Source organism: Arthrobacter sp. UCD-GKA (assembly GCF_001863355.1).
Taxonomy (GTDB): domain Bacteria; phylum Actinomycetota; class Actinomycetes; order Actinomycetales; family Micrococcaceae; genus Paeniglutamicibacter.
The window spans coordinates 236,618-253,457 of record NZ_MOLR01000004.1 but is presented as its reverse complement, the minus strand read 5'-3'; the positions used below and the strand labels follow the sequence as shown (position 1 = coordinate 253,457).

At 65.0% G+C, this 16,840-nt stretch carries 16 protein-coding genes; 8 read left to right on the top strand and 8 right to left on the bottom strand.

Translation table 11 applies throughout. From position 1 onward, the window contains the following. Positions 1-76: 76 nt before the first annotated feature. Positions 77-922, top strand: a complete 846-nt coding sequence (locus BLJ79_RS07445; RefSeq protein ID WP_071214085.1) for an HpcH/HpaI aldolase/citrate lyase family protein — start codon at positions 77-79, stop codon at positions 920-922. A 146-nt stretch (positions 923-1,068) separates the two neighbouring features. Continuing rightward, entirely contained in the window at positions 1,069-1,689 is a 621-nt protein-coding gene (locus BLJ79_RS07440; RefSeq protein WP_071214084.1) for a class I SAM-dependent methyltransferase, read from the top strand. Between the two features lie 12 nt (positions 1,690-1,701). On the opposite strand, the gene BLJ79_RS07435 is transcribed toward BLJ79_RS07440, so the two are convergent. The 6 genes from BLJ79_RS07435 to BLJ79_RS07410 all read right to left on the bottom strand — a co-directional run bounded on the left by BLJ79_RS07435 (position 1,702) and on the right by BLJ79_RS07410 (position 7,934). Continuing rightward, positions 1,702-3,255, bottom strand: a complete 1,554-nt coding sequence (locus tag BLJ79_RS07435) for an AMP-binding protein (protein WP_071214083.1) — start codon at positions 3,253-3,255, stop codon at positions 1,702-1,704. Positions 3,256-3,345: 90 nt separating this feature from the next. Then, positions 3,346-3,996 (bottom strand): NAD(P)H-binding protein, encoded by a 651-nt coding sequence (locus BLJ79_RS07430; RefSeq protein WP_071214082.1) that lies wholly within the window; start codon positions 3,994-3,996, stop codon positions 3,346-3,348. Between the two features lie 228 nt (positions 3,997-4,224). Beyond that, positions 4,225-4,689, bottom strand: coding sequence for a ribonuclease E activity regulator RraA (rraA, locus tag BLJ79_RS07425; protein WP_071214081.1), 465 nt, complete (start codon positions 4,687-4,689; stop codon positions 4,225-4,227). Between the two features lie 93 nt (positions 4,690-4,782). Continuing rightward, the gene (locus tag BLJ79_RS07420) at positions 4,783-5,631 is read right to left on the bottom strand and encodes a fumarylacetoacetate hydrolase family protein (protein WP_071214080.1); all 849 of its coding nucleotides are present in this window, start codon (positions 5,629-5,631) and stop codon (positions 4,783-4,785) included. 75 nt (positions 5,632-5,706) lie between these two features. Beyond that, complete coding sequence (locus BLJ79_RS07415; protein ID WP_071214079.1) at positions 5,707-6,342, bottom strand: bifunctional 4-hydroxy-2-oxoglutarate aldolase/2-dehydro-3-deoxy-phosphogluconate aldolase; 636 nt, start codon at positions 6,340-6,342, stop codon at positions 5,707-5,709. Beyond that, entirely contained in the window at positions 6,339-7,934 is a 1,596-nt protein-coding gene (locus tag BLJ79_RS07410) for an N-acyl-D-amino-acid deacylase family protein (RefSeq protein WP_139194770.1), read from the bottom strand. Before BLJ79_RS07410 ends, BLJ79_RS07415 begins: the two co-directional genes overlap by 4 nt. Before the next feature lie 1,390 nt (positions 7,935-9,324). Here BLJ79_RS07410 and BLJ79_RS07405 point away from each other — a divergent pair. From BLJ79_RS07405 to BLJ79_RS07390, 4 genes are read left to right on the top strand one after another with little or no spacing between them, the layout of a single operon-like run. Beyond that, positions 9,325-9,966, top strand: coding sequence for an ABC transporter permease (locus BLJ79_RS07405; protein ID WP_071214077.1), 642 nt, complete (start codon positions 9,325-9,327; stop codon positions 9,964-9,966). Continuing rightward, positions 9,959-11,242 (top strand): ABC transporter ATP-binding protein, encoded by a 1,284-nt coding sequence (locus tag BLJ79_RS07400; protein WP_071214076.1) that lies wholly within the window; start codon positions 9,959-9,961, stop codon positions 11,240-11,242. The genes BLJ79_RS07405 and BLJ79_RS07400 overlap by 8 nt, the downstream gene beginning before the upstream one ends. Then, a complete protein-coding gene (locus tag BLJ79_RS07395) occupies positions 11,239-12,021 on the top strand; it encodes an ABC transporter permease (RefSeq protein WP_071214075.1) in 783 nt (260 codons plus the stop codon). Before BLJ79_RS07400 ends, BLJ79_RS07395 begins: the two co-directional genes overlap by 4 nt. Before the next feature lie 2 nt (positions 12,022-12,023). Next, the gene (locus BLJ79_RS07390) at positions 12,024-13,016 is read left to right on the top strand and encodes a glycine betaine ABC transporter substrate-binding protein (protein WP_071214074.1); all 993 of its coding nucleotides are present in this window, start codon (positions 12,024-12,026) and stop codon (positions 13,014-13,016) included. A gap of 662 nt (positions 13,017-13,678) precedes the next feature. Here BLJ79_RS07390 and BLJ79_RS07385 read toward each other — a convergent pair. After that, positions 13,679-14,902, bottom strand: coding sequence for an RsiV family protein (locus tag BLJ79_RS07385; RefSeq protein ID WP_139194769.1), 1,224 nt, complete (start codon positions 14,900-14,902; stop codon positions 13,679-13,681). Positions 14,903-15,333: 431 nt separating this feature from the next. On the opposite strand from BLJ79_RS07385, the gene BLJ79_RS07380 reads away from it, so the two are divergent. Together BLJ79_RS07380 and BLJ79_RS22315 are read left to right on the top strand one after the other, a co-directional pair. Continuing rightward, the gene (locus tag BLJ79_RS07380) at positions 15,334-15,918 is read left to right on the top strand and encodes a hypothetical protein (protein WP_071214072.1); all 585 of its coding nucleotides are present in this window, start codon (positions 15,334-15,336) and stop codon (positions 15,916-15,918) included. 28 nt (positions 15,919-15,946) lie between these two features. Continuing rightward, entirely contained in the window at positions 15,947-16,141 is a 195-nt protein-coding gene (locus tag BLJ79_RS22315) for a transposase (protein ID WP_083411080.1), read from the top strand. Positions 16,142-16,291: 150 nt separating this feature from the next. On the opposite strand, the gene BLJ79_RS07375 is transcribed toward BLJ79_RS22315, so the two are convergent. Continuing rightward, positions 16,292-16,783: a nucleoside deaminase gene (locus BLJ79_RS07375; protein ID WP_071214071.1), complete on the bottom strand. Its 492-nt coding sequence runs from the start codon at positions 16,781-16,783 to the stop codon at positions 16,292-16,294. Positions 16,784-16,840 lie beyond the last annotated feature (57 nt).

Below are 16,840 nucleotides of genomic sequence, written 5' to 3'. Positions count from 1 at the left end.
GCGCTTTCGCGACATGGAAGGCTCGCGGCGCCGTTCGCGTTGGTACCTTGGCATGCGTTGTCGGTAGGCTGGAGGCATGGCATTCCGTAATCGTCGCGCAGCTAACCTTCCAGCAAAACTTTCCCGCTCTTGGCTGCTAGTCAACGCCTCGAAGCCCGAGGACTTCGGCCCGGCGCTCGCGTCCGAGGCCGATTCGGTGATCTTCGACATGGAAGCAGCCGTTCCGGATGACAAGAAGGATGCCGCACGCGACGCCGTGGTCGAGGCCCTGTCCACGGGCATGACCGCCTGGGTGCGAGTCAACGGAATCGACACCGACTTCTGGGCCCGGGACCTGGCCGAACTGTCCAAGGCCCCGGGCCTGCGCGGGGTCATGCTCGCGATGACCGAGAAGCCGGAGCAGGTCACCTACACGGCCATGCGCCTGCAGGCCGGCACCCCGGTGCTCGCCCTGGTTGAAACGGCGCTCGGCATCGAGAACGCCACCGCCATCGCCTCGGCCCCCGGCACCTTCCGCCTGGCCTTTGGCGTCAACGACTTCCGCAAGGACACCGGCGTCTCCGGCGACCCGCTGGCCCTGGCCTACGCCCGCGGCAAGCTCGTGGTGGCCTCGCGTGTGGGCAAGCTTCCCGGCGCGATCGACGGACCCCCTGCCCCGGGCGCGGATGCCGCCGAGGTCCTGGCCGACTCCGCCGTGACCGCCTCAATGGGCATGACCGGCAAGCTGGCGCTCTCGCGCACGCAGGTCGACGAGATCAACCTTGGCCTCTCGCCGAGCATCGACGAGCTGTCCTGGGCCCACGAAATGCTTGAGGCGCACGCCGCCGGGGCTTCGGTGGGCGACGGTTCCTACCTGCCGCGTCTGGCCCGTGCCCAGAAGATCGCCGATCTGGCCGATTCCTACGGATTGTGGAACGCCTAAAACCCGTTCTTTCCCTCGGCCCCCGTCCCGGAGTTCCTCCGGCACGGGGGCCGAGCTGTTTGCCGCGTCCTTGTGTCCCACGGCGCACGGGCAGAGACTTGAGGCATGAACCCGGAACCAAGGACCCGCCTGCGCGGTGGATCCTGATGGCCAGCCTCTACGAAAAGCACATCCTGCCGCGCCTGGTCGCATACACCTGCGGCAATGCCTCGCTGGCCCCGCTGCGCGCCAGGGCATGCACCGGGCTGCGCGGGAAGGTGCTGGAACTGGGGTTCGGCTCCGGGACCAACGTGCCACACTACCCGCGGTCCGTCACCGAGCTGGTCGCCGTCGAACCCTCCGACACCGCCTGGCGGCTCTCGGCCCCGGCGCGTGCCTCCTCGGCCACGAGGATCCTGCGCGGATCGCTCGACGGCCAATCGCTGACCGAAGAGGACGGCGGTTTTGATGCAGCACTGAGCACGTTCACGTTGTGCACCGTCCCTGACGCGGGCGCGGCGCTGGCGCAGATCCACCGGGTGCTGAAACCCGGGGCAGGGCTGCACTTCCTCGAGCACGGACTGGCGCCCGATGAAAAGGTTGCGCGCTTCCAGCAAAGGTTTGAGCCCGTCCAGAAGGCGCTGGCCGGCGGCTGCCACCTCACTCGTTCCGTGGAGGGGATGCTGCGCGAAGCGGGCTTCGAGATCACCGAGCTGGACTCCTTCTACCTGCCCGGGGCCCCGCGCTTCGAATCCGCGCTGAGCCTGGGCACGGCCATCCGGCGCTGACGGGCGCGCGGCCTAATCCTTGAGGTATCGGGACACCAGCTCGCGCTTGAGGATCTTCCCGCTGGGGCCCAACGGGAATTCGACCACGATTTCGACCAGCCGCGGATACTTGTAGGCGGCCAGCCGCTCCTGCGCGTAATCGATGATGGCCGTGGCATCCAGCAGGCTTCCGGCCACCAGCGTCACCGCCGCCACGATTTCCTGCCCGTGCGCCTCGTCCGGCACCCCGAAGACCGCCACGTTGGTGATCTCCGGGTTGGCGATCAGCACCTCCTCGATCTCCCGCGGGTACACGTTGTAGCCGTTGCGCAGGATCATGTCCTTCTTCCGGTCCACGATGGTGATGTAGCCCTCGGCGTCCTTGGTGCCCAGGTCCCCGGTGCGGAACCAGCCATCGACCATGGCCTCGGCGGTGGCCTCGGGCCGGTTCAGGTACCCGGAGAAGAGGTTGTGCCCGCGCACCACCAGCTCGCCCAATTCGCCCTCTCCCAGCAGCTCGATGGCATCGTGGACCTCGGGGCGGGCCACCTCGATTTCCACACCCCAGACGGCCTGGCCCACGGTGCCGGGCCGCGGCTCGATGCCCACGTGGTTGAAGGACGCCACCGGGGAGGTCTCGGTCAGCCCGTACCCCTCGTGGATGGTGGCGCCGAAGTGCTCGCGGAAGCCATCGAGGATGGCCAGCGGCAGCGCGGCACCCCCGGAGACCGCATAGCGCAGTGCCGGGGCAGGTTCCGGCCGGGCCTTGGCCGCAGCGAGCAGCCCCACGTACATGGTCGGGACCCCGATGAAGATGTTCACACCCTCATCGAGCAGCATGGACAGGGCGGCCTCGCCGGTGAACTTGGGAAGCAACAGGATCTCGGCCCCGGCGCGCAATCCGGTGTTCAGCGCCACGGTCTGCCCGAAGGTGTGGAACAGCGGCAGCCCGCCGAAGATCTTGTCGCCGCGGCGCATGTCGAAGGTGTTCAGCAGCAGCACGTTGACCTGCTCGACCAGGGCGAAGTGGGTGCCCAGGGCGCCCTTGGGCTTGCCCGTGGTCCCCGAGGTGTACAGGATCGTGGCAATGTCCAGCGGGCCGCGCGGCAGGTAGGTGTCGATGGGGGCCGCCGACCGGGCCAGGTCCTCGAGCCGGTCGAACTCCCCGGCCTCGGGGGACAGGACGGTGATAACCTCGGCGCCGGCGGCAACCGCTCCCGCGGCGCCCTCGACCAGCAGCGGGGCGGCGCACACCATCAGCCTGGCCTCGGCGTCGGTGAGCACGTATTCGATTTCGTGGCGCTTGAGCAGCGCGTGGATCGGCACAGCCACCGCTCCCAGGGACAGCACCGCGTAATAGACGCGCGCGAAGTCGGTGACGTTCGGGATCAGGATGGCGATCCTGTCCCCGTCCTTGACCCCGGCCTCGCGCAGCGCCCCGGCATAGGCGCGGGTCTGGTCCCAGAGCTCCTTGTAGCTGGTGCTGGCTCCGCCCAGGGTGATGGCCGGCAGCTCGCCGTGGCGCCTGGCGCCCTCGGCCACGATCGCGGCGACGGACAGGGTGGCATTTGGAACTGCAGCGTTCACGGCGATACTCCCAGGAGCGGTTCGGGTGGCTTATGCCCCATCCTGCGTGCCGCGCCCGCGCCTGTCAATGAACCGGGCGCGGGCGCGGCACTAGGCTCGGGCGACGACCTCGGCGACCGGGACGGTACCGTCGGTGAAGTTGATGGTTTTGCAGACGCTTGCCGGTTCGTCCAGGGCGGCCACGATGGCCAGGGCGGTGTTGGACCGGGAGGTCGAGGTGTCGGATGCCGGGTCCGGGTCCGGGCGCAGCAGCCCGGTGGGTTCGGCCAGGGTCAGTGCCCCGGGGCCCAGGATCGTGTAGTCCAGCGAGCTCGCGCGCAGGTGCTCGTCGGCGGCGATCTTGGCGGCCATGTACGGGTAGAACGGGTCATCGAGCGGCACCAGGTGTTCGGCGTCGGCGGTGAGGAAGGAGACCATCACGTAGCGCGCGATGCCGGCGAGCTCGGCCGCGATCATGGAGCGGATGGCCGCGTCGCGGTCCACCGCATAGGTGCGGTCGGGGTTTCCGCCGCCGGCCCCCGCGGACCAAACAATCGCGTCGGAGCCCTTGAATGCCTCGGCCATCTCGGCGGCCGAGGCGTTTTCGACATCCAGCACCAGGGCGGTTGCGCCGGTGGCGGCGATGTCGGCAACGTGGTCCGGGTTGCGGATGATCGAGGCGACGGAGTCCCCGCGCCGTGCCAGTTCCGCTGCTGCCAGCAACGCGACCTTGCCGTGGCCGCCAATGATCGTGATCTTCATGTTTGACCTGTTCTTCCGTTCGTGGACAGCGACGCGCATGTTCCGGCTTTGCCCTTGTGCTTGAGCCTACCGAAGAACCATGGCCACGGCCGGGAACGGGCGTTGGATTGCCCGGAGGGCATAGCCGGGAATAATCGGGGCGGTCGCCACACACCGATCCATCGTCAACGCCCGGTCGCCGCTTCGGCAAGGGAAACCGGCTGCCGGGACGCGAAGCCCCGAACATGGTCAGCCGGTGACGAGGATTCCGTCTTCGTCGGAATACAGGGTGGCTCCCGGGGTGAAGGTGGCTCCGCCGAATTGAACGGGGATGTCCACCGCTCCGACGGAGTCCTTGGCGCTCTTGCGCGGGTTCGAGCCCAGGGCCTTGATGCCAAGCGCGGTGCCCGCCAGGGCCACGCGGTCGCGGATTGCCCCGAAGATCACGACCCCGGCCCAGCCGTTGGTGACAGCGGCGGCGGCAATCATGTCGCCCATCAGGGCGGACTCCAGGGATCCGGCACCGTCAACCACCAGCACCGCTCCGTCGCCGGGGGAGTTGAGCAGCGACTTGACCAGGCCGTTGTCGCGGTAGCAGCGGACCGTGCGGACCGGTCCGCTGAAGCGCGGGTGCGCGCCGAGGTTTTCAAACGGCAGGGACACCGATTGCAGGGATTCGTCGGCGTCAAAGAGGTCGCAAGTCGTAAAGGTCATGGGCCTTAGCCTACGATCCGCGGCCCGGGAATCCATGCGGTGTTACGCGTTCCGGATGGCGCGGCCCAAGATTTGCGGCCGCGCCGTGCGGAACTAGCTGAAGACGTTGCGGCTGGTGCCCAGGGACTCGATGGAGGTTTCCAGCACGTCCCCGGCCTTCAGCCACGGGTGGCGTCCGGCCTCGTTGCGCCGGCCCAGGGCCACGCCGGCCGGGGTCCCGGTGAGGATCAAGTCGCCCGGGCGCAGCTCGTTGAACACCGACAGGTATGCCACCAGCGCGGCGGGGGAGAAGACGAGGTCGGCGGTGGAATCCTCCTGGACGACCTCGCCGTTCACGCGCGTGGTGATCTTCGCGCCCTGGGTGAAGTCCTCGGCGCTGACCAGCCAGGGGCCCAGCGGGGAAGCCGCGTCCCAGCACTTGCCCTGCGTCCACTCGGTGGTGCGGCCCTGGTACCCGCGCATGGACACGTCGTTGGAGACCGCGTATCCGGCGATGTGCTGGTGCGCATCGGCCTCGGCGATGCGCCGCCCGGGCTCGCCGATGATGACCGCCAGCTCGCCCTCCCAGTCGATGCGGTGGTCCTCGGCCGGGATCTCGATCCCGTCGTTGGCACCGGTCAGCGAGGACGCGAACTTGGTGAAGATCGTGGGGAACTTCGGTTCCTCCTTGCCGACCTCGGCGATGTGGTTCCGGTAGTTCAACCCGATGCAGTAGACCTTGGCCGGGTTCACGATCAGCGGGGCGTAGTCGGCCTCCGACAGCGGAATCGCGGTGCCGAAATCGACGGCGGAATCCAACGAATCAAGACGGGCTTCCTCCGGTGCGCCTAGGAATGCACCGACGTCGTCGAAGCCCGAAAGCTCGAACGCGGCATCTCCCTCAATGAGCGCGGCAAAGGTCTGGTCGGTGGCGCCGGGCCGGCGCAACGTAGCAAGTTTCATGGGCCTATCCCATCACACCTGCAACCGCCCGCCGCCACCTGTGACGCACCTTGTCATCCGCCGGAAGCAGCGATCCTAGTGCAGTGCCGCGGTGAATTCGGCGGCGAGCCCGGTGATGGCCTCGTACTGGCCGGCCGCCACCAGGGCCCCGGGAAGGACCGCGGAGTCGACGCATACGGCCAGTGCCCCGGCGTCGAGGAACTCGTTGGCGTTGGCCAGGGTGATCCCGCCGGTGGGCAGCAGCCGCACCCCGGGGTAGGGTTCCTGCAGATCCAACAGGTAGCGCGAGCCCATCGTTGCGGCGGGGAAGATCTTGACCATGGCGCTGCCCAGGTCAAGGGCCATCGCGACCTCGGTGGGGGTCATGGCGCCCAGGCAGAAAGGAATCCCGGCCTGCGCGGCGACCTCCGCCACCTCCGGGCGGATGCCGGGGGCGATGATGAACCGCGCCCCCGCGTCGATGGCGGCCCGCGCCTGGTCGGCGTGCAGCACGGTGCCGGCTCCGACGATGGCGCCGTGCATTTCGGCGGTGTCGGCTGCCCGGGCCAGGTGGGTGAGCATGTCGGGGGTCGTGAAGGTGAATTCGACCGCGTTGATGCCCCCGGCGACCAGCGCGCCGCAGAGTGCTGCGGCGTCGGTGATGGCCTCGGTTCGCACCACCGCCAGGGTCTTATCCCGGTGGAGCAGCTCGATCATTTCCGGAGTGTTCATAAGGATTGCGTGGTTCCTTCCGTGCCGCGGCGCAAGGCGCGGCCGGCCAAGGCCGAAGTGGGTTGGTGCTCCGAAACGGCGGGCACGCCGTTGACGAACACGTGGTTGATTCCTGCCGCCGGTTGCCGTGGATCGGCAAAGGTGGCCATGTCAATAATGGCATCCGGGTCGAAGACGAGCACATCGGCGGCGTTTCCGGCCGCCAGCACCCCGCGGTTGGACAGGCGCAGGCGCTGTGCCGGACGGCCTGTCAGCTGGTGGATGACCGCGGGAAGGTCCATGGCCTTGGCCTCGCGGGCGAGGGCGCCGACAAAGCGTGGAAAACTTCCCCACACACCGGGATGCCCGGCGGTGTCCGAGCCGAAGCCGACGCCGGCACCGGTGTGCGTGCGGTGGACCAAGATGGCCCGAAGGTCTTCCTCGGTGCCCGCGGCGTACAGGACGCCGGTGGCCAGCGAATCCGTGTGCAGGATCCGCGCCAGGGTGGTGACCGGATCCGATGACTGGATCGCTGCGATGCGCGCAATGCTTTGGCCCACGAGCATCGCTAGCTGCCCGGAGCACACGAAGGCAATGGTGAGCGCATCCCAGTCGATGCCCGAGGCTTCCAGATCGGAGCTGATCCGTGCAACAGCCTCGGGGTCATCGAGCCGTGCCAGGACATCTTCGTCTTGCCCGTCCCGGGCCCAGCCGGGCAGCAGCGAGGCCAGCATGCCGGGGTTCTCGAGGTACGGGTGGGAATCGCAGGACAGGTCAACCCCCGCCTTGAGGGCCCGGTCAAGTACGGCCAACAGGTCTGCAGCGCCTGCCCTGTCCGCGGCAAGGTGCGTCAGGTGCACCGGCACACCGGTCTTGGCGGCCAACTCAACGGACCGGGTGGCGGACTCGGCGGCGGGAACGGCCAAGGAATCCAGGTCCGGCGCCCAATACCCGCCGTAGGCGCCAACCGCAGCGCACAGCGCCTCCAGCTCGGCGGTCTCTGCCGGTGTTGCCGAATCACCCGGAGCGGAAGACGACAGGCCCACGGCTCCTTGCTCCAGGGCATCGGCCATGGCCTTAACCTCGGCGACGAGCTGCTGCGCGCCGGGCGCAACCGCTGGGCTTCCCGTGGCCAGGGCGCGCACGGCGTTCTTTGGCACCAGGTAGGCGGTGTTCGTGCCGGTGCCGGAATCGAGATGGTCGAGGTATTGGCCAACGGTGCGCCACTCCACGTCGCGGTCCGCCCAATCCGGGTCTAAGCCGGAAAAATGGTTGCGCAGTACCGATGCCGAAGCATCGGTGAGCGGGGCGCAGTGTGCCCCGTCCTGGCCAAGAACCTCGGTGGTGACGCCCTGGGTGAGTGCCGAGTGACGTGCCGGGTCCGTCAGCGGGGCGGTGTCCGAGGTACCTCGCAGGTTGATGAATCCGGGGCAGGCCACCAGCCCGGCCCCGTCAATGAGGACGGTGGCTCCGTCGTCCTTGAATGATCCTGCCGGGAATATGCCCGCAATGAGCCCTGACTCCAGCACGATGTCGCCCAGGTATTCGGGATTTCCGGTGCCGTCGAGGACCCGGGTGTGGGTGATAGCGGTGCGTACAGCGGTTGGGCGCACCTCGTGGGCCCGCATCAGAGGGAGACGTGGGCGAGGGAAACGGCATTTTGGCCGTTTGCTGCCGGGCAAACCGACTGGCATCGCTTGTTGGTGGTGGCATGTCCCTCGGTGGTGGGACTTGCCGAACGGTGGTTGTGCAACGTGGAGAGCTTCGAATTTGAGGGGGTGAGGTTTTCCACGGCTATTTCCTTATAAAGAGGTCCAGCGGCGAAGTGCCCGATGAACAGCGCAAATGGCGGGCACATAGGTCTCATGTCTAACACGGTCTGGAAAATCCCGTCAATGCGCCCGACGGTGCAGGCAGGACCGAATGCCGCCGGATTCGCCAGGAACGCTGCAAGGTTGGACTGGATGTGATGGCAGGGGAGCCTTCCGGGGGAGAACACTGCGTCGTGGGAAGCCGGGGAGCCGGCTGTGCCAGGGGTAAGGACGTTCCAGGAATCGTCACCTCATGGCAACGACCCACAGGCAACGTCCATCGAAGCCGGGTGGCCCACCCAGCCAGCTTTTCGGGAACATCCGGGGAGTCGAAAAATCGTCGAATGAGTATGAACATTCATGCACCGAAATGAAAGATATTCTCGGTCATTCAGATGCCCTGAATTGAGCAGTGAAAGGACCATATTGAACCTACAAGAGTCGTTGCGGGTTTGCCCGAACATGGCCATCCCGATGTGGCCTTGATTGAGCCAAATGGAATCGGAGATGTGTTGCCCGGGACCGATGCATTTGGTGCCCGGGGGACCTTGTCCGTCTGGCGCGCTGACACCAATTTCGCGTCAGTGAAGCTGGGTGAATCAGGCTGGTCGGGTGCTCGCCAGACAGTGCGCGGCAACCGGACACGGAACCATCCGTGGGTCGGGTCGGGCCGATGCCCGGAACCCCGTTCCTGCACCGGAATGCCGGGATCGCGGCAATAATTCGCGCAACCACAAGCCAGTTTGAGCGATGTGGGTGCAGAAAACAGCGCCACGGCCCAAAATTGCTTCGGTCAGGTGCCGGGAAAGGCGTGGATCACCCGCGATTTGGTGTGAGGCTCGTTACTGTCTATGCATGGAATCGGGAGCCAAAAAGCGGCTGTCCCGCAGCTGGGGGACGCCGCCCGAAACGGGGAGCGGCGGGAACAGTGGCCCGAAGGCTCAAATCGATTATCTGCCCAACGTAGGCAAGGATCTCCAGTCACTCATTGTTGCTATCTGGAGTCGATCTAAATGCGGTGATCAACGGAAACATTCAACAAAAATCCGCCAATTTCGGAGTAATCAGAATGCCGCCGAACGGCACCTCTCAGTTAGATACGAGGCCATGATTCACGCATGTTTGCTAGGTATCCAAGGTCGTTCGGGCCGACGAGAGCAGGCTACGTAACCAAAGTGAAGCAGGTTTTGATGTGTTTGAATTTATTGGCGAAAGGTACCGCCAAATATTGTTTGCCTCATGGCAGCATTTCTCGCTCGTTGCGCAGTGTCTGATCCTCGCAACGATTATCGCCGTGGTCATCGCGGCGCTGGTTTACCGCAATAAGTCTCTATCCTCCCTGGCCAATGGTGTCTCTGCCATCGGCCTGACGGTTCCATCCTTCGCCGCGATCGGCTTGTTGATCGCACCCATCGGGTTTGGCGTCACCCCGGCCGTCTTCGTGGTCACCTTTTTTGCCGCGCTGCCCATCGTGCGAAACGCCATCGTCGGCCTGGCCGGGATTTCCCCCTCTGTCGTCGAGTCCGCCCGCGGCATTGGCATGAGCCGCATGCGCACCCTGGCCACCATCGAACTTCCCATGGCGTGGCCCGTTATCCTGTCGGGAATCCGGGTATCGGCCCAGATGGTCATGGGCGTGGCAGCCATTGCCGCATATGCCCTGGGCCCCGGCCTCGGCGGATTCATCTTCTCCGGACTCTCCCGCCTGGGCGGTGCCAAGTCCCTGGAATCCGTGCTCGTCGGTGTCATCGGCGTGGTCATCTTGGCCTTCATTATTGATCTCATTCTGCTCGGCATCGGCCGACTTACCACCCCGCGAGGTATCCGTGTCTGAATCCTCTGACGCCATCACTGGCGCATCCATCTTGCTTGACGAAGTCACCAAGCAATACCCCGGCCAAACCAAGCCGGCTGTCGGCGGACTCACCCTGGAAATTCCCGCCGGAAGCATCGTCATGTTCGTCGGCCCCTCGGGCTGCGGCAAGACGACGACGCTGAAAATGATCAACCGCCTGATCGAACCCACCGGCGGCAAGATCGTCATCAACGGCGAGGACGTCACCAAGATGGACGGCGACACCCTGCGCCGCCGCATCGGCTACGTCATCCAGGCCGGCGGCCTCTTCCCGCACATGACGGTTGCAGCCAACATCGCGATTGTTCCGAAGATGCTGGGCTGGAAGAAGGACAAGATCGCCGCCCGCATCGACGAGCTGCTCGAACTGGTCTCGCTTGACCCGGCCATCTACCGCGACCGCTACCCGAAGGAACTCTCCGGCGGGCAGCAGCAGCGCGTGGGCGTGGCCCGGGCGCTGGCCGCCGATCCGCCGGTGCTGCTCATGGACGAGCCCTTCGGCGCGGTGGACCCGATCACCCGCCAGCGCCTGCAGGACGAACTGCTGAACATCCAGTCCGAGGTGCAGAAGACCATCGTGATGGTCACCCACGACTTCGACGAGGCGGTAAAGCTCGGCGACTGGATCGCCGTCTTCGACGAGGGCGCCCAGCTGGTCCAGTACGATTCCCCCGAACGCATCCTGGCCAACCCCGCCAACGAGTTCGTGGAGAACTTCATCGGCTCCGGCGCGGGCCTCAAGCAGCTCACCCTCACCCGCGTGAACCAGGTCGAGCTCATGGACGCCATCACCGCCACCGCCGGCGAGCTGGCAAGCGACGTGCTCTCTCGCCTCCAGGGTGCCGGTGCGTCCCATGCCGTGATCCTGGATTCGCGCCGCCGACCGGTGCGCCGCCTGACCCGCCGCCAGCTCTCGCGCCTGCAGCTGGTCGACGACACCATCGACGAGTCGATGCCCTCGGTCGGCGACCAGGCCACGTTGAACGACGCGCTGGACACCATGCTGGTGGCCAGCTCGGAAACCGCGGTGGTCACCGGACGCCGCGACGTGTTCCGCGGCGTGATCAACGTGAAGACCATCATGGAGGCGATCTCCCAGGCAAACGCCGATGCGGAGTCCGCCGCCGGCGATGCCCCCGTCGGGCTGAACTCCGGCGCCATCCCGGCACTGGCGGTGGAAATCGCCGTCGCCGCCGAATCCGCGCTTCACGGTGCGGCCCCGGATGAACCTCAGGGCTCGGAGGAACCACGATGAGCACGCTCGCCGCTGGAACCAATCTGGCACAAATCACCGAGCCCAGCGCTCCCATAGAGCACCCCTGGCGGGTGCTGGCCCTGCAACTGCTCGGAATCCTGGCGGCGCTGGCCGCCGTGGCCATGTGGCTGGCCAACGCCGACCTGAGCGCCACCGAACGCACCACGCTGGCCCCGTCGGTCCTCTGGGGCTACACCGTCGAACACCTGAACCTCACGGTCGTCGCCGCCCTGATCGTCCTGGTCATCGCGATCCCGCTGGGCATCGTGCTCACCCGGCCCTCCATGCGCCGCTTCACCAACCCGGTGATGGCCGTGGCCAACATCGGACAAGCGGCCCCGGCCATCGGGCTGGTCGTCCTGCTGGCGTTCTGGCTGGGCTTTGGCTATTGGGCATCCGTGGTGGCGCTGGTGCTCTACGCGATCCTGCCGGTGCTGACCAACACCATGGTGGGGCTCAAGCAGGTCGACGAACGGCTCGTCGAGGCCGGGCGTGGCATGGGCATGAGCTCCATGGCCGTCCTCTTCAAGGTCGAGCTCCCGCTGGCCGTCCCGGTGATGCTCTCGGGCATCCGCACCGCCCTGGTGCTGCTGGTCGGCACCGCGACCCTGGCCGCCTTCATCAATGGCGGCGGGCTGGGCATCCTGATCGTCACCGGCGTGAACCTGAACCTCACGGTGGTGCTGATTGCCGGTTCCCTGCTGGTGGCATTCCTGGCGCTGCTCATCGACTGGCTTGGCCGCGTCGTTGAACAGCTGGCCCGGCCGAAAGGACTCTAGGCATGAAGAAAACAAAATGGATTAAATCGACGGCACTCCTGGCCGCGGCCGGCGTGCTGCTGACCGGATGCGGACTTTCCTCCGCTGCCTCGTACGTGCCGCCAGCCGGTCCGGGCAGCATCAGCCCGCTTCCGGACCTGCCGCAGGACGCGACCATGACTGTGACCAGCAAGGCGTTCACCGAACAGCTGATCCTGGGCAAGATCGCCGTGTTGGCCGGACATGCCGCAGGATTCAAGGTCAACGACTTGACGAACGTTCCCGGCAGCCAACCGGCCCGGGAGCTGATCCATTCGGGCCAGGCGAACATGATGTGGGAATACACCGGCACCGCCTGGATGACCTACCTGGGACACGAGGACGGCATCGCCAACCAGGCCAAGATGTGGCAATCGGTGCACGACCAGGACCTGGGCAACGGGATCATCTGGGGCGATCCCGCGCCGATGAACAACACCTACGCCATGGCCGTGCGCAGCGAAGCGGTCGGGGACCTGGGCGGGATCTCCAAGCTGTCCCAGCTCAAGGACCTGTCGCCCAAGGACCTCACGTTTTGCGTAGACGCGGAGTTCAACTCGCGTTCCGACGGGCTGAACCCGATGCTGGAGCTCTACGGGCTCGAGCGCGGCAATCCGGCTTCCGTTCCCGACACGAACGTCGGGCTCTACGACACCGGTGCCATCTACAGCGCAACAGACGAAGGCGCATGCAACTTCGGCGAGGTCTTCACGACCGATGGCCGCATCAAGGCACTAGACCTAACCGTCCTGGAAGACGACCTGGGATACTTCCCCGCCTACAACGTGGCACCGGTGTTCTACGGGAAGTTCGCCGAGAAGTACCCGGGCATCGAGGAGGTCTTCGCCAAGATCGCCCCGCTGCTCACCGACGAGGCGCTGCAGGCCATGAACCTCGAGGTCGACGTCAAGGGCCGCGAACCCGCGGACGTCGCCTTCGAGTGGATGGTCCAGAACGGATTTATTTCCGAGCCGTAGCCATACGTACATCGGCAAGACAACCGGGCCTAGTTGGTTTCACGTGAAACCAACCAGGCCCGGTTGTGTTCGACAGGCCTGGCACCTGCCAGTTGTTGAGCGGCCCGGCCGGCCCCGGGGTGCCATGACCTGAATTGCGGCGGTTCCAGGGAGAAGGACGTTCCAGGATTCTTCACCTCAAGTCCATGGGGCGAAGGTGGATCGACAGGCAACTTTCATCGGAGTGTGGCCATCTGCTCAGGACACAGTTACGTCATGTAAGTAATTCGGGAAAGGTTGCTCCGTTGCCTCGGAAAGGTTCCTTCGCGTAAATCGTTAAACATTGCCAAGCACACCATCGCCGGGCGGGACCGTCTCACGGCAGAGAGAAAACTGGGCGCAGGCGGACAACAAGGCCGCCCATGCTTCGGTTAGGGGACGGAACACCGTGGCACCGAAGGCGGTGGGACCAGCCAAGACCCCTTCCGGAATCCCGGCTTCGGTGTGGGACACGGAGAAGCCCTGGGGCACGTGTCTCACGAATCATTGCCCAGGCGGCCCCGGTACCGGGAAATGACAGGGAGTTGCAGACGCTTCATCCCTGAATCATGTCTTCACAGAAAAGCCGTGGTCCGGGTGGAGTCTGCGCTCAACCACCCGGACCACGGCTCATTTTCTATTCGTTAGGCACCGCATAGGCTGCGGGCCGAGGGAACCTTGCCACCAACCGTATATTTGATTGCCTTAAGGTCTTGGGTGTTGGCTTCGCGCCATCCCTTGCCGAAACCCGCTGTATCGAACTTGGGATTCGTTCCGGTGCTCTTCAACTTGAGGGTTTGCTTCCAGGAACCGCCGAAAGCGGAACCGAGCGTTGCCGTCCTGCCGCTGCGTACTCCATGCATGCACTCGCCACCGCCGTTGAGAACCGATTGGGCAACGGTTAACTTGCTGCCTTGCACCGAGGTGAATGCCAACTGTCCAACATACATCTTTGACTTCTTGTCGTACCGAACGCCCGATACATACGTGCGGTTCGTGATCTTGCCCTTTATCGCCTTCGAGGTGGATACCTCGTTCCATGGCAGCAGGACACTGGGGTTTCCACACGCGCCGGGGCCGATCGCGTACTTCTCGTAGTGGAACCGGATACCCTTGGCCGAAACATCCCATGCCGCGGGGCGAGGAATGTAGTAGCCGTAGTCGGACTTGGAAGCTACGGGTATCAAATCGTTGACGCAGGTGTTCTTCGACTTTGCGAATCCACGTGAGACAGCAACCTTGGTGGTGATGTCGTCCTGCGCCACGAAAGTTCCGATCCCAACCTTCTTGCCGGTTTTTAGATCAAGCGTGAAGGACCTGACGTTGCTCCATGCCGAAGCGCCGCAAACGTACGAGGAGAAGTGCATGGTTACCGAAGCATAGCGATTTTTGTAGATGGCAGTCTTGGACGGGGCCGCAACAAACGAAGCTGTCTGGGTCCTGCCGCAGCCCTGCTGGCGTGCCGAGTTGAAGGACTTCAGTTCGGCCTTGACCATGTCATTCGCGTACTTTGTGAAAACCTTGCGATTCTTGGCCGTCGAATTGCCCAAAACCGGCAGCTTGACCGTTTGAACGGACTTCTTCGGTGATTTGGTATTTGTGGTTTTCTTCTTGCCGGTGGAAATTTTCGGTGACTTGGCCTTTTTGGCCCCGGCGATCATGACATTGGGTGCCGACACCGACAGCGTAGCACCAACGACTGTTGCCATGCTTGCAGGTGCGGCGGCAGCTGGCCCTGCAAGCGCCAAGGACCCAAATACCAGTGCACCTGACGCTAGTAATGAAACTATTTTTTTCACGAATTTCCCCCATGTTTTTGAATGATTCAGGGACACGCTATCCAGTATTTCCAACTGTTTGAAAAGCATTACGTGACATGGGGTTTCATGACGTCATGAAGCCCTATTGCATGGTGAACCGGAACCGCCGCATGTGCTGTCGAGATGGACGAAACTGTTGCCAAGCGCGACGGAGAAATAGAAGGGTTTCTAATGGGTAGTGGCAAGCCTGAGGCTGGCTGTCAGAATGGAAACCTTGGACCGGGCGAGACTCGCTACGTATCTGACCTGCCTGGAGGCAGTGTCCTGCGGCTGACTCGTCCGCCCTGCCCGTGAGGCCAGTTCTGGCTCGCATTATGGCCTGATAGGAGATTGTCTGTCCCGCCGTTTCCCGGGGGAACGTGACTCGTTAGAGATCTGCCTCGGCGCGAACCCACCCGGCCGGCCAACCAGATCCCTGCCTTGGGAAGGAAACCACTGCCATGAACGCAGTCCGGGAGTAATACACGAACATCGTCGGCGTGGACGCCCATGCCCGCACCAACATCTGCCCCATCCTCACGGCCGACACCGGCCAGGTCGTGGACACGGCTACGTTCCCCACCAGCCCTGCGGGTCTCAAACGCGCCGACGCGTGGATCGACCGGCGCAGCGAACCCGGCAAGACCCTTGTGGCCATCGCGGGTGCCAAGTCCTACGGTGCCGGGCTCACCCGCGCCGGAAACGTAAAATCAGACATCGACGCGCTGGCGGCGGCCCGCACGGTGCTCGGAGTGGACGTGGAAGCCCTGCTGGAACCCCGAGCCGAGGGCGCCCGTGAAGCCCTGCGGATCCTCCTCAACGCCCGGAGCATCATGGAACGCCAGGGTACCGCCGACCGGCTGATGCTCACCGCGCTGCTGCGGACGATGGATATGGGCGTCGATGCCCGCCGCGTCCTCACCGACGAGCAGATCCTCGGCATCAGCCGCGGGCGGGCCCACGCGAGGACGACCTGCCCGCCCGGATCGCCCGCGCCGAGGCCAAGCGCCTCACCGCTGCCCTCCTTCAGTTCCAGGTGCTGCGGGACCAGAACAAGGCCGAGCTTGAGCAAATCGTCGGCATGATGGCCGCCGGCCCCCGGAATTTCCCGGGATCGGTCAGGTATCCGCGGCCCGGGTGCTCATCTCCTACTCGCACCAGGGGAAGGCCCGTTCGGAAGCCGCATTCGCCGTACTGGCCGGGACGAGCCCCATCCCTGCCTTCTCGGGCAACACCGTCCGGCACCGACCGAACCGCCACGGCGAACGGCAACTGAACCACGCATTGCACGCCATTTTCCGAACCTGAATGAAGTTCGATGCCACCACCATCGCATATGTCAACCGGCGGACCGCCGAAGGCAGGAGCCTTCGAGAGATCCGCCGCTGCATCACACGATTCACCGCCAGGCAACTCTTCAGAAAGCTGCCAGCCCTCTTGACTTAAGCCATGGAAGGGTCAGTACTCGATGCGGGTGTCGAGCCCCGCCCACAGGGTGAATGGTTCGTGGCGGTCGAACCCGCCCTCGGGCATGCGTTCGACCGACATCAGGAGGGAGCGTTCGGTCTCGCTGCCCTCGAAGTATTCGTAGAAGGCCGCGTCGTCGAAGCCGGCCTCCGCCGCCTCGTGCCTGTCGGCGGCAAAGACCACACGCGAGACACGGGCCCAGAGGGCCGAGGCAAGGCACATCGGGCAGGGCTCGCAGCTGGAGTACAACACCGCGCCGGTGAGGTCGAAAGTGCCTAGCGCTGTACATGCGGCGCGGATGGCGGTGACTTCGGCGTGGGCGGTGGGGTCGTTGTTGGCCGTGACGCGGTTGACCCCCTCGAAGCGTGATCCGTCTGCGGTCACGACCAAGGCCCCGAAAGGCCCGCCCGCATTGCGGACGTTGTCGGCGGCAATGGCAACGGCAGACGCGAGGTTTTTTGCGGAAACGGTGGTGTCCGTCATGGTGGCGACTTCCTTACCCATCAGGCGAAGCGCCGGAGAAAGGATGTCTTCCACTCT